The following is a 12425-nucleotide window of genomic DNA, read 5'->3' on the forward strand; positions in this document are numbered from 1 at the left end:
CCCAAAACACGGCGAAGGTGTCCTTGTCAAGGCATTAGTCCAGCCTTGACAAGGACACCTTCGCCGTAGTCACACTAAAAAACCGGGGTGGCAACCCTCAAAACCCAGAATCACACCAACCGATACCCCATCCCCCGAACAGTAGCGATCCGCTCCTGCCCCACCTTCCGCCGCACCGTCCGCACATAAACGTCCACCACATTCGACCCAGGATCGAAGTCGTAACCCCACACATGCGACAAAATCTGCTCCCGCGACAAAACCTGCCCCGGATGCCGCAAGAACAACTCCAGCAAAGCGAATTCCCGAGCCGTCAAATCCGTAGTCGACTCCGAAGTCTGAGCCCGCCGCGTACGCAGATCCAAAGACAAACCGTTGTGCCGCAACACAGTCAGCTCCGGCGCCCCACCCACGGGCTTCAACCGCAACCGGATGCGCGCCAACAACTCCTCGAACCGGAACGGCTTCGTCATGTAGTCATCCGCGCCACCCTCCAAACCGGCGACGGTGTCACCCACCGAACCCCGGGCGGTCAGGATGATCACCGGGGTCTGCGCCCCGGCGGCCCGCATGGCGCGCAGCACGTCGAAACCGTCGCGTTTCGGCAGGCCCAGGTCCAGCACCACCAGGTCGAAGTCGGCCGACACGGCGCTGGTCAGCGCGGCGTCGCCATCGGTCACCACCGTGGTGCTGAAACCGTTGGCCCGCAAGCCCTTCTCCACGAAGGAAGCGATGCGCAGCTCGTCTTCGGCGATCAGGATGCGGCTCACCGCGAACCCCCAGGCAGCTCGATACCGAAAGTCGCGCCCTCACCCGGCGGCGAGTGCACCAGCACCCGGCCGTGGTGGGCGTCGGCGATGGCTTTCACGATGGCGAGCCCCAAGCCCGCGCCCTGCGGATCACGACTACCCGAAGCACCCCGCGAGAAACGTTCGAAGATCTTCGACGCCTCCTCCGGCGGCACCCCGGCACCGCTGTCGGTCACCCAGAACGAAACCACTCCACCGGCCAAAGCGGACCCGAGGCGGATGGCGTCCCCGGCCGAGGTGTGCTGCACCGCGTTCTGCGCCAACTGCAACACAGCCTGCGTCACGCGCTGACCGTCCACCCACGCCTCACCCTCGCCGATCGCCTCCAGCGACCACGCCCGCGGCGCGATCGCCCGCATTTTCGCGTCCAGGTCGCTGGTCAGCTCCGGCACCGAGGTCCACGCCGGTCGCAGGAAGTCCGGCTGCCCGGCTTTCGCCAGCAGCAGCAGGTCGTCGACGATGCGGGCCATCCGGTCCAGCTCGTCGGTGCACAACCGGACCACCTCGGCGCGTTCGGTCGGGTCGTCGCCGAGCAGCTCCAGGTGGCCGCGCACGATCGTGATCGGCGTGCGCAGTTCGTGCCCGGCGTCGTCGAGGAACTCGCGCTTGGTGCGGAACGCCTGGTCGAGGCGGTCGAGCATGGCGTTGAACTGTTCGGCGAGCGCGGCGATGTCGTCGCGGCCGTCGACCGGGATGCGGTGGGTGAGGTCGTGCTCGGTCAGCCGCGCGGCTGCGAGGCGCACGGTCCGGATCGGCGCCAGGATCTGCCCGGCCGCGAACCACGAGATCCCGGCCCCGAGCACCAGCGCGATCGCGCACACGCCGATCAGCGAACGCACCGTCGACGCCGCCTCCGGTCGTTCCGCGTCGGTGAAGAAGCCGCTGATGAACCACCCGGCCGGCTGGTCGCCCTGTTCCGGCGGCAGCATCTCCACCCGCGACCAGCGCAGCTCACCGGCCGAGGTGACCACGGTCCCGGTCGACTGCTCGGTGGTGATGATCTGGCGCACCACGTTCGTGTCGATGCCCTTGCCGCCGGTGCGGCCCTGCCCGATCAGGTTCGGCACCTCGGGCGTGCCGACCGCGCCGATCAGCACCTCGGCCGGATCGGTGTACTGGGTCTGCAGGTGCAGGCGCAGGATCTGCTCGGGGTCGCGCAGCGGCTGCCCGTCCGCGGTGATGGCGTTCGCGGCGAAGGTGCGGAACTCCTCGGAGTCCTGATCGAGGCTGCGGTTGACCCGGTCGTCGATGGCGTCGTACTCGAACTCGGAGACCAGCAGCACCACCGAGGCCAGCCCGGCCGCCATGACCAGCACGAACCAGCCCATGATGCGGACCCGCGCGGGGATGCGGCGCGGATCAGTCGTCGTCATCGTCGTTGTTGTCCAGGTTGTCGTCCAGATCGTCATCGTCCACGGGCGGTGGCGGGGGCAGCCAGGTGTCGGAAGGCGCGGCGCTGCTCGGCGGCGGTGCCGAGGACGTCGGCGGGGGCGGCGTGAACGTGGCCGACTCACCGATCCGCACGGTCGCCGGTTCCCGCGGCGGCTCCGGGTCGGCGAGCAGCAGCAGCGCCACCGCCGCACCCACCGGCAGGGCGAGCGCGGCGATCAGCGCGATCAAGCGCGACGCCTTCGTCATGCCCCCACCTTCCGCCCGCCCGGCCAATGCCCGATGAAGCGATGATGAGGAAACCTTCATGATCGCGCCAGCCGGGCCAAGACCGCAGTCGAGAGGAACCCCGGCCCGCCACCCCGGGCAATGATGCAAGGACCACCACCCCTGGGAGTAGGCGATGAGAACCGCGCACCGGACCTGTTCCATCTGTGACGCCGTCTGCGGCCTCCGGCTCACGCTGGACGACGACAACCGGGTGACCTCGGTCAAGGGCGATCCGGACGACCCGTTCTCGCAGGGGTACGTCTGCCCCAAGGGCGCCAGCTTCGGCCAGCTCGACGAGGACCCGGACCGCCTGCGGCACCCGATGGTCCGGCGGGGCGACACCTGGCACGAGGTCAGCTGGGACGAGGCGTTCGCCGAGGTGGAGCGCGGCCTGACCGGGGTGGTCGAGCGGCACGGGCGCGAGGCGCTGTCGGTCTACTTCGGCAACCCGACCTTCCACACCATGGCCGGGTTCATGTACCGGGTGCCGCTGACCCAGTCGCTGGGCAGCCGCAACGTCTACTCGGCGGGCACCATCGACCAGATGCCCAAGCACGTGGCCAGCGGGTACCTCTTCGGCGACCCGATGGCGATCGCGGTGCCCGACGTGGACCGCACCGACCACCTGCTGGTGATCGGCGCGAACCCGCTGGAGTCGCACGGCTCGCTCTGCGCCGCCCCCGACTTCCCGCGCCGGCTCAAGGCGCTGCGCCGCCGCGGCGGCAAGATCACCGTGGTCGACCCGCGCCGCACGCGCACCGCGAAGTTCGCCGACGAGCACCTGTTCATCCGGCCCAGCACCGACGCCTTCTTCCTGCTCGGCATCGTCCACACCCTGCTCGCCGAGAACCTCGACACGGTCACCCTGGACGTCAACGGCCTCGACGAGCTGCGTGAGCTGACTGCCGAGTTCACCCCGGCCGCCGTCTCGCCGATCTGCGGTATCGACGCCGACGACATCGCGCGCACCGCCCGCGAACTGGCCGCCGCGCCGACCGCCGCCGTCTACACCCGCATCGGCACCTGCACCTCGGAGTTCGGCACGCTCACCCAGTGGCTGGTCGACCTGGTCAACATCCTGACCGGCAACTTCGACCGCCCCGGCGGCGTGATGTTCACGCGCACCGCCGCGCTGGAGGTCTTCCGCACCGGCCAGGCGTTCACCACCGGCAACTTCCACAGCCGCGTGCGCGGGCTACCCGAAGCGCTCGGTGAGCTGCCGGTCGCCACGCTCGCCGACGAGATCGAGACGCCGGGGGAGGGCCAGGTCAAGGCGCTCATCTCGATCGCGGGCAACCTGGTGCTCTCCGCGCCGAACGGCCCGCGCCTGGACAAGGTGCTGCCGGAGCTGGACTTCATGGTCTGCGTGGACCCGTACCTCAACGAGACCACCAAGCACGCCAACGTGATCCTGCCGCCGCCGCGCATGCTGCAGATGCCGCACTACGACTTCCTGCTGCTCACGGTGACCGTGCGGAACTACACCCGCTTCTCGCCCGCGATCCTGCCGCTGGAGGACGACCAGCTCTCCGAAGCCGAGATCATGGCGAAGCTCACGCTGATCGTGTCCGGGCAGCCCGCGAGCACCCCGGCCTCGGTGCTCGACGAAATGATCGTCGGCCAGCTGACCGGCGGGTCCGAGGAGATGCGCGCCGGGCTCACCGGCGACAGCGGTCCCGAACTGATGCTGGACGCGATGCTGCAACTCGGCCCGTACGGACTTTCCCTGCGGAAGCTGCGCGAGAACCCCCACGGCATCGACCTCGGCCCGCTGGAGCCGCGGGTCAAGGAGCTGATCTGCACCCCGTCCGGCCGTGTCGAGCTGAGCCCGCCGGAGATCACCGGCGACCTCGTGCGCCTGCGGTCCCGGCTGGCCGAACCGGCGCCGGAGTTCCTGCTGATCGGGCGGCGTCAGCTGCGGTCCAACAACAGCTGGCTGCACAACGTGCCCGGCCTGCGCGGCGGCAGCAACCAGTGCACGCTGCACATCAACCCGGCCGACGCCGAGCGCCTGGGCCTCGGGGAGCAGGCGGTGATCAGGTCATCGGCCGGTGAGCTGGTGGTGCCGGTCGAGCCGAACGACGGGATCATGCCCGGCGTGGTCAGCCTGCCCCACGGCTGGGGCCACACCGGCCGCGGCCAGCGCGTCGCGACCACCGATCCCGGCGTGAACGCGAACACGCTGACCGACGAGCGGGTGGTGGACGTGCTCTCCGGGAACGCCGTGTTCAACGGCGTCCCGGTGAGCCTCACCCCGGTGGGTCAGTAGCGGTAGTGGTCGGCCTTGTACGGGCCGGCCACATCCACGCCGATGTACTCGGCCTGCTTCTTGGTGAGCTCGGTCAGCCGCACGCCGAGCGCGTCGAGGTGCAGCCGCGCGACCTTCTCGTCGAGGTGCTTGGGCAGCCGGTAGACGTCGATGGCGTACTCGTCCGGCTTGGTGAACAGCTCGATCTGCGCGATCGCCTGGTTGCTGAACGAGTTCGACATCACGAAGCTCGGGTGCCCGGTGGCGTTGCCGAGGTTCATCAGGCGGCCCTCGGACAACACGATGATCGCGTGGCCGTCGGGGAAGACCCACTCGTGCACCTGCGGCTTGATCTCCACCTTGCGGATGCCCGGCACCTTCGCCAGCCCGGCCATGTCGATCTCGTTGTCGAAGTGTCCGACGTTGCCGACGATGGCGTTGTGCTTCATCCGCGCCATGTCGGCGGCCATGATGATGTCCAGGTTGCCGGTGGTGGTGATGAAGAGGTCGCCCTTCTCGAGCACGTCCTCCAGACGCACCACCTCCAGCCCCTCCATCGACGCCTGCAGTGCGCAGATCGGGTCGACCTCGGTGACCACCACGCGCGCGCCCTGGCCGCGCAGCGATTCCGCGGCACCCTTGCCCACGTCGCCGTACCCGCAGATCACCGCGAGCTTGCCGCCGAGCATCACGTCGGTCGCGCGGTTGATGCCGTCGGCCAGCGAGTGCCGGATGCCGTACTTGTTGTCGAACTTCGACTTGGTCACCGAGTCGTTGACGTTGATCGCCGGGAACAGCAGCTTGCCCTCTTCGGCCAGCTTGTAGAGCCGCTTCACGCCGTTGGTGGTCTCTTCGGTGACGCCCTTGATCTCGGCGGCGATCCGGGTGAACCGCTGCGGGTCGGCGGCGAGGCTGTCGCGCAGGGTGCGCAGGACGATCCGGTACTCGTCCGGGTCCTCGTCGGTGGCCTGCGGGACCGCGCCCGCCGCCTCGAACTCCACGCCCTGGTGCACCAGCAGCGTGGCGTCGCCACCGTCGTCGAGCAGCATGTTCGGCGCGTGCCCGCCGGGGAAGGTGAACAGCTGCTCGGTGCACCACCAGTACTCGTCCAGCGTCTCGCCCTTCCAGGCGAACACCGCGGTGCCGGTGGGCTGCTCCGGCGTGCCGTCGCGGCCGACGACCACCGCGGCGGCGGCCTCGTCCTGGGTGGAGAAGATGTTGCAGGACACCCAGCGCACCTCGGCGCCGAGGTCCACCAGGGTCTCGATCAGCACGGCGGTCTGCACGGTCATGTGCAGCGAGCCGGCGATCCGGGCGCCCTTGAGCGGCTTCGAGCCGGCGTACTCGGCGCGGATCGCCATCAGGCCGGGCATTTCGTGCTCGGCGAGGCGCAGCTGGTGGCGGCCGGCTTCGGCCAGCGCCAGATCGGCCACCGCGAACTCGAGGCCGTTCACCTTCTGCAGTTTCGCGTTCATTCGGAGTCTCTCCCGCAAGGTGTTTCCGGGCGGCATTCATCGCCGCACCGGCATGGTTCGTCGGTGCGCTCAGTAATTCGGCCGCGCCTTCGGCACGGCGGCGAGGTCGCTTGGGAGCCGTTCGCTGGACCAAGCGAATCGGCGCTGCGGATGGCTACGAGCCGCTTGCTCCAGCAAACGGCGCGACCTCGCGATTCGCCATGCCAGAAGTTCAACGGGCGAACAAAAAGGGCACCTCCGGATTCGGAGGCGCCCTTGTGTTCGTCCCGCGAAGACCGAGCGTGGCGGACCCGTGGTCCGTCGCAGCGCCTCTCGGCCTCCGACTCCAGGGTTGCAGCCCCGGCGAGGGCTGTCAACGCCGTCGGTAGGGTGAGGAGATGCGGAAGCAGATCCCGGTGGTGCTGGTCGCCGGTTTCCTCGGCGCCGGCAAGACGACCCTGCTCAACCACTTGCTGCACAACAGTTCCGGCGCGCGCATCGGCGTGGTGGTCAACGACTTCGGCAGCATCGGCATCGACGCGATGGCCGTGGCCGGGCAGGTCGACTCGATGGTCTCGCTGAACAACGGCTGCCTGTGCTGCGCGGTGGACGCGAGCGGCCTGGACGGCATGCTGGCCCGGCTGAGCGGTGCCGACCTGGACGTGATCGTGATCGAGGCGAGCGGGCTGGCCGAGCCGCGCGGGCTGATCCGGCTGCTGCTCTCGAGTGAGGACGAACACATCGAGTACGGCGGGCTGGTCGAGGTGGTCGACGGTGCCGAGTTCACCGCCGTCCGCGAGCGCCACCCCGAACTGGCCGACCACGTGCGCCTAGCGGACCTGGTGGTGCTCAACAAGATCGACCGGAGCACCGAAGGCGTGCGGGAGGTCGTCGAGGAACTGGCGCAGGGTGTGCCGGTGCTCGCGGTGGACCACGGCCGCATCGACCCGTCGCTGTTGTTCGAACTCCCCGAGCGGCGCGAGGAATACGCGCGGCAGCTGTCGTTCCTCGATCTGTCCGAAGAGGACCATTCGCAGCACGCGCACGCCACCTACGACAGCGTCGAATTCGAGATCGAGGTGCCGCTGCACCCCCGGCGGTTCATGGAATTCCTGGAAAACCGGCCGGCCGGGATCTACCGGATCAAGGGCGAGGTGAACCTCGGCCTTCCCGGGCACGACAAGAAGTACACGCTGCACACCGTCGGTGCTTTCCTGCGACTGCGCCGATCCGGCTGGGCGTCAGGGGAACGCCCGGCCACGCGCCTGGTGCTGATCGGTGCCGGAATCGACGGCGCGCGGATCCGCGAACAGTTGCGCGGTTGCGAAGAACCCGATCCGGCCAAGGTGGATTCACAGGCCATGCTCACGGTGTTGCGTTTCCTGCCGGAGGAATAGCGCCTTCAGCCGGGCTCGACACCGCATCGAGCGGTTTACGCGATCTTTGTGATCGACGTGCCGCTTGTGAGGCTGGAGAGCGAAAGCCCATGTGCCGAATCTACGGTTTTTTCAACGCGAAGGCGACACCGCACGAGTTGCGCACGGTCGCCGCCCTGCAACACCACGGCGGCCCGGACGGCCGCGGTGCCGCGAGCGCCGGCGGCTGGGGGATCGGGAACAACCGCCTGGCGATCGTCGACCTCGACGGCGGGGCGCAGCCCTACGAACTCGACGCGATCAAGGTCGTGTTCAACGGCGAGATCTACAACCACGTGCGCCTGCGCGCGGAACTCGTCGCGAAGGGCTACCGGTTCGCCGACCACTGCGACGGCAACGTGCTGCCCGCGCTGTACCACGCCTACGGGGACGCCTTCGTCGACCACCTCGACGGCATGTACGCGATCGCGGTGATCGACCAGCGCGGCGCGGAACCGCGGCTGCTGCTGGCGACCGACCACATCGGCATGAAACCGCTGTACTACCGGTGGAACGCGGCGGCGCGCTCACTGCACTTCTCCTCGGAACTGCCGGCGCTGCTGGGCTTCGGCGAGGTGGCGCCGTCCGAATGGGACGCCGGGCTGGACGCCTACCTGGCCACGAAGACCCCGTTCGGTGAGCAGACCATGTTCGACGGCGTGAAGGTCATGCCGCAGTCGACCACGATGATCTGCACCGAGTACTCCGGGCTGCGCAGCTACCGCCGCGGCGTCGTCGACATCACCGAGGTGCTGCCGGAGGACGACGCCGCCGTGGCCCAGGACCTGCAGGAGCGCCTGCGGTACGAGGTCGGGCAGCTGCTCGTCGCGGACGTGCCGGTGGCCACCATCACCTCCGGCGGTCTCGACTCCAGCCTGGTCACCGCGCTGGCCGCCGAGACCGAGGCCGAGCTGCACACGTTCAACATCGCCTACACGGGCAACTGGCCCGCCGACGAGCGCCGCTTCGCGCGCCAGGTGTCCGAACGGTCGGGCACGAACTACCACCAGGTGGAGATCGACCCGGCGACCTTCCCGGACCTGCTGGCCGACGTGGTCTGGCACCTCGGGCAGCCGAACGCCGACCCGATCACGCTGAGCACCTACGCGTTGTTCAACGCGGTGCGGGACAGCGGGTTCAAGGTCGCGCTGACCGGTGACGCGGCCGACGAGGTGTTCGGCGGCTACTCCCGGATGGCGGCGGCGACCCAGGCCTTCGCCACCGAGAAACCCTGGTACGACAACTACCTCGACGCGCTCGGCGTGCTTCCGGCGGCTGCCCGGTACGAGCTGTACACCGACGACTACCGGGCCGCGCTGGCCGACTCGGGCCCGGCCATCCCGGCCGAGGCGACCGCCAAGCTGGCCACCGGCGAGGGCTCGGTGCTGGCCCGGATCACCGAGTTCGAGCTCGGGCACCGGCTGCCCGCCTACCACCTGCGCCGGGTGGACCACCTGAGCATGTCCGGTTCGGTGGAGGCCCGGTTGCCGTTCTGCCAGCGTTCGGTGATCTCGCTCGGGCGGGCGTTGACCGACCGGCAGCGCATCGACGGCACGGGCGTCAAGCGGACGCTCTACGCGGCGGCCGCGGGACTGCTGCCGGACGAGGTGCTGAACCGGCCGAAGCAGCCGTTCACCCTGCCGATCACCGCGATGCTCACGCCCGGCTGGCCGTTGTGGGAGTACGCCAGGGACCTGCTGGCCGGCTCGCGGCTCAAGGCGGCGGGGCAGGTCGACGCGAGCGCGGTCGACCGGCTGTTCGCCCGGCAGGCGACCGAGCCGGAGGACACCACGGCGCTGACCATCTGGGCGCTGGCGGTGCACGAAATCTGGCGGGAGCAGTTCTTCGGCGCGAAGCGGGGCCGCTGATGGCGGGGCTGATCGGGCGGCTGCGCCGGGCGGCGGCCGCGACCGTGGAACTGCTGGACGTCATCATCGACCGGGACCCGTCGATCCGCTCGCGCAGCGAGGCGCTGCTGCACCCGACGGTGCTCGCGCTGGCTGGCTATCGGGTCGGCAATCGGTTGTACCGCAAGGAAAGGTTCAAGTCGGCGCGCGCGGTGTGCATGCTCACGCGCGTGCTCACCGGCGGCATCGAAATCCACCCCGGCGCGCGCATCGGCCGGCGGTTCTTCATCGACCACGGCTGTGGCGTGGTGATCGGGGAAACCGCGATCATCGGCGACGACGTGTCGCTGTTCCACCAGGTGACGCTGGGTTCGTACGGCTGGTGGCAGGACCGCGGCCGCGCCGACGGCCGGCGGCACCCGCAACTGGGGAACGGGGTCACCGTGGGCGCGAACGCGAGCCTGCTGGGGCCGATCACCGTGGGGGACAACGCGCTCATCGGGGCGCAGTCGCTCGTGCTGCAGGACGTACCCGCGGATGCCCACGTGCGGGCCCCTGCGGGGGATGTGGTGCAGCGGCACACACCCACCGTCGTACAACTACCGCGCGCCAGCTGACCCTAGTGCTAGGAGTGGGGCATTACTTGCGTTGATTGCAAGTAATGCCCCACTCATAGCATTCGCCCCCCCGAACCCCACGTTCGCGCGCCCGAACCCCACGTTCAGGCAGCCGAACCTCGCGTTCGCGCGGCTGAGTGCTACGTCCAGGCAGCCGAGTTCCACGTTGGAGCCTTCGCGAGTGTGGGGTTCGCGTGCCCGAAGGTGATCGCTCGAGTGTTGAACTCGGGCGCCTGAGTGTGGGGTTCGCTTGCCTGAGTGTGGAACTCGGCTTCACGAGTGTGCGCTTCGGCTGCCTGGGTTCGGGGCTCGAGCGGGGGCTCGCCAGCGCGAGCGTGGGCTTTCGTGTGCCCGGAGGCCAGGCTCGAGAACCTGAGTGTGGGGTTCGGGTGTCTGGACGTAGGACTCGGGTGCCTGAGTGTGGATGTCGGCTTCGCGAACGTGGGACTCGGGACTCGGGGCCCGGGTGTGGGGGTTCGGCGGCGCCGAGTGTGGGACTCGGGTGCGCCAACGTGAAGTTCGGGCTCGCGAACGTGGGGTTCGGGTGCGTGAACGTGGGGTTCGGGTGCGTGAACGTGGGGTTCGGGTGCGTGAACGTGGGGGTGGGGAGCCGGGGTCCGGTGGGGCCGGGCCCCGGCTCGGGGGGTCAGCGGACGGCGAGGCCTTCGACCTTGCGCGGCGCGGACGGGATGTGGAACAGGTCGGCGAACAGCTCGAACAGGGCCGGGTCGCCGGAGATGCTCAGGATGCCCTGGTCCAGCGCCTCCCGCGGGGAGATCTCCTTGGCGAACACCGGCTTGATGGAGCCGTAGCAGGTGACGGTCAGGTCGGCGTCGGGGTACGGGCCTTCGCCGACCTTCAGGTCCTCGCCGTCGATCAGCACGTGCAGCGTCATCTCCGGGCCGTAGTGCAGCTCGTAGCTGACCCGCACGTTGCTCGCCAGCTCCGGCCGGAACGTGGTGTACAGCGACAGGATCGCGGTGTCCAGGGTGAACACGTCCTCCTCACCCGGCGTGCCGAGCGACCGGGCGCCCCACAGGCCCAGCGTCAGCACGACGGCCTCCAGCTCGGCGCCGTACTCGGTGAGCTCGTAGACCACCGAGGCGTCCAGCTGCGGCAGCACGCGCCGCCGGACCACGCCGGCTTCCTCCAGCTCGTTCAGCCGCGCCGAGAGGATGCTCGACGGGATGCGCGGCAACCCGGCGCGCAGGTCGGTGAACCGCTTCGGCCCGAGCAGCAGATCCCGGACCACGAGCATGCCCCAGCGCTCGCCCACCATCTCCATGGCACGTGCCAGGCCGCAGAACTGTCCGTACTTTCGACTCATCGTGTATCCCCATTTTCGTCTGGTTGAGACCTCGGTTGGACGGAGATGATCGGGCAGTCGCGCCACAGCTGGGTTCCAGAGTCTGTTGTCCGGCTCGAAATCCGCTCGACACCCGAACGAGCACCTGCACACGGTGCTCGTGCCCGAATTGACACACTGCGAAAACGCTTTACCCTCTCCGTGGCTTTCCCGGTGAGCAGGTAACGCATCAGGAGGGGTCTCCGGCCGAAAGCAGTTCGTGGTGCAGCACCTGCAGTTCGTCGCAGGGCTCCACGCCCAGCTCCGTGGTCAGCCGCGTGCGCAGCTGCCGGTAGGTGGCCATCGCGTCGGACCGCCTGCCGCTGCGCCCCAGCACCCGCATGAGCTGCCCGTGCAGGCCTTCGTCGAGCGGGTTCGAGGTGACCAGCGACCGCAGCTCACCGACGAGCTCCCGGTGCATGCCGGCCTCGATCTCGGCCTCGATCCGCAGGTGCTGCGCCGCCCGGCGCTGTTCCTGCAGGTCGACCGCGTAGGCGGCGAGCACCGAACCGCAGTTGACGTTGGCCAGCGGTGGCCCGGACCAGAGGCCGAGCGCGCCGCGGAACGAGCGGGCCGCGTCGCCGAAGCGCCGCGCCTCCATCTCGTCGCGGCCGCGACGGCACAGCTGCTGGAACTCGTACACGTCGACCTGCGCGGGGTCGATGCGGAAGACGTACCCCGGCGGCTTGGTGGCGAGCATCGACTCGGGGTCGGCCGCCAGCCCGTTCTGCTCGATGCAGCGGCGCACCTGGTAGACGTAGGTCTGCATGGTGGTGCGCACGCTGCGCGGTGGCTTGTTCGCCCACAGTTCGGCGATGATGGACTCGATCTGCACGACCTTGCCGGGCCGCATCAGCAGCATCGCCATCAGCTGCAGGATCTTGGGCGCCGTCGGCGCGTGGTCGATACCGTCCTTGAGCACTTCGAGCGGGCCGAGAAGGGTGAACGTCACCGCGCTTTCGGCCGTGCCGCCGGGGCTGCCACTCCCGGCCGGAACTTCGGAAACCAACACGTTCCCTCCCAGTCGACTT

General features: G+C 69.1%; 10 protein-coding genes. 4 read left to right on the plus strand and 6 right to left on the minus strand.

From position 1 onward, the window contains the following. Positions 1-110: 110 nt before the first annotated feature. The 3 genes from JOM49_RS12635 to JOM49_RS12645 are packed head-to-tail and all read right to left on the minus strand — an operon-like array spanning position 111 to position 2447. Positions 111-770, minus strand: a complete 660-nt coding sequence (locus tag JOM49_RS12635; RefSeq protein WP_209664484.1) for a response regulator transcription factor — start codon at positions 768-770, stop codon at positions 111-113. After that, entirely contained in the window at positions 767-2182 is a 1416-nt protein-coding gene (locus tag JOM49_RS12640) for a sensor histidine kinase (RefSeq protein WP_209664485.1), read from the minus strand. The genes JOM49_RS12635 and JOM49_RS12640 overlap by 4 nt, the downstream gene beginning before the upstream one ends. Beyond that, positions 2169-2447, minus strand: a complete 279-nt coding sequence (locus JOM49_RS12645; RefSeq protein WP_209664486.1) for a hypothetical protein — start codon at positions 2445-2447, stop codon at positions 2169-2171. The genes JOM49_RS12640 and JOM49_RS12645 overlap by 14 nt, the downstream gene beginning before the upstream one ends. 154 nt (positions 2448-2601) lie before the next feature. Between JOM49_RS12645 and JOM49_RS12650 the strand changes: the two genes are divergently transcribed. Beyond that, positions 2602-4737, plus strand: coding sequence for a molybdopterin oxidoreductase family protein (locus tag JOM49_RS12650; RefSeq protein ID WP_209664487.1), 2136 nt, complete (start codon positions 2602-2604; stop codon positions 4735-4737). On the opposite strand, the gene ahcY is transcribed toward JOM49_RS12650, so the two are convergent. Next, the gene (gene ahcY, locus JOM49_RS12655; protein WP_209664488.1) at positions 4731-6191 is read right to left on the minus strand and encodes an adenosylhomocysteinase; all 1461 of its coding nucleotides are present in this window, start codon (positions 6189-6191) and stop codon (positions 4731-4733) included. The two genes, JOM49_RS12650 and ahcY, sit on opposite strands and share 7 nt — an antisense overlap. 377 nt (positions 6192-6568) lie before the next feature. Here ahcY and JOM49_RS12660 point away from each other — a divergent pair, with 377 nt between their 5' ends. The 3 genes from JOM49_RS12660 to epsC all read left to right on the plus strand — a co-directional run bounded on the left by JOM49_RS12660 (position 6569) and on the right by epsC (position 10049). After that, positions 6569-7567 carry a CobW family GTP-binding protein gene (locus JOM49_RS12660; protein WP_209664489.1) on the plus strand — a complete coding sequence of 333 codons (999 nt, stop codon included), beginning with the start codon at positions 6569-6571 and terminating at the stop codon, positions 7565-7567. Between the two features lie 89 nt (positions 7568-7656). Beyond that, positions 7657-9453, plus strand: coding sequence for an asparagine synthase (glutamine-hydrolyzing) (gene asnB, locus JOM49_RS12665; protein ID WP_209664490.1), 1797 nt, complete (start codon positions 7657-7659; stop codon positions 9451-9453). Further along, a complete protein-coding gene (gene epsC, locus JOM49_RS12670; protein ID WP_209664491.1) occupies positions 9453-10049 on the plus strand; it encodes a serine O-acetyltransferase EpsC in 597 nt (198 codons plus the stop codon). Before asnB ends, epsC begins: the two co-directional genes overlap by 1 nt. 646 nt (positions 10050-10695) lie before the next feature. On the opposite strand, the gene JOM49_RS12675 is transcribed toward epsC, so the two are convergent. Together JOM49_RS12675 and JOM49_RS12680 are read right to left on the minus strand one after the other, a co-directional pair. Continuing rightward, the gene (locus JOM49_RS12675; protein ID WP_209664492.1) at positions 10696-11376 is read right to left on the minus strand and encodes a winged helix-turn-helix transcriptional regulator; all 681 of its coding nucleotides are present in this window, start codon (positions 11374-11376) and stop codon (positions 10696-10698) included. A 208-nt stretch (positions 11377-11584) separates the two neighbouring features. After that, positions 11585-12403 carry an AfsR/SARP family transcriptional regulator gene (locus JOM49_RS12680; RefSeq protein ID WP_245370279.1) on the minus strand — a complete coding sequence of 273 codons (819 nt, stop codon included), beginning with the start codon at positions 12401-12403 and terminating at the stop codon, positions 11585-11587. Positions 12404-12425: the final 22 nt, after the last annotated feature.

The sequence above is a fragment of the Amycolatopsis magusensis genome (assembly GCF_017875555.1).
In the GTDB taxonomy this organism is placed as follows: domain Bacteria; phylum Actinomycetota; class Actinomycetes; order Mycobacteriales; family Pseudonocardiaceae; genus Amycolatopsis; species Amycolatopsis magusensis.

What these genes read in the sequence shown, in the direction of transcription:
- JOM49_RS12640 (WP_209664485.1), bottom strand. Translation starts at nt 2,182, where the DNA reads ATGACGACGACTGATCCGCGCCGCATCCCCGCGCGGGTCCGCATCATG.
- JOM49_RS12645 (WP_209664486.1), bottom strand. Translation starts at nt 2,447, where the DNA reads ATGACGAAGGCGTCGCGCTTGATCGCGCTGATCGCCGCGCTCGCCCTG.
- JOM49_RS12650 (WP_209664487.1), top strand. Translation starts at nt 2,602, where the DNA reads ATGAGAACCGCGCACCGGACCTGTTCCATCTGTGACGCCGTCTGCGGC.
- ahcY (WP_209664488.1), bottom strand. Translation starts at nt 6,191, where the DNA reads ATGAACGCGAAACTGCAGAAGGTGAACGGCCTCGAGTTCGCGGTGGCC.
- JOM49_RS12660 (WP_209664489.1), top strand. Translation starts at nt 6,569, where the DNA reads ATGCGGAAGCAGATCCCGGTGGTGCTGGTCGCCGGTTTCCTCGGCGCC.
- asnB (WP_209664490.1), top strand. Translation starts at nt 7,657, where the DNA reads ATGTGCCGAATCTACGGTTTTTTCAACGCGAAGGCGACACCGCACGAG.
- epsC (WP_209664491.1), top strand. Translation starts at nt 9,453, where the DNA reads ATGGCGGGGCTGATCGGGCGGCTGCGCCGGGCGGCGGCCGCGACCGTG.
- JOM49_RS12675 (WP_209664492.1), bottom strand. Translation starts at nt 11,376, where the DNA reads ATGAGTCGAAAGTACGGACAGTTCTGCGGCCTGGCACGTGCCATGGAG.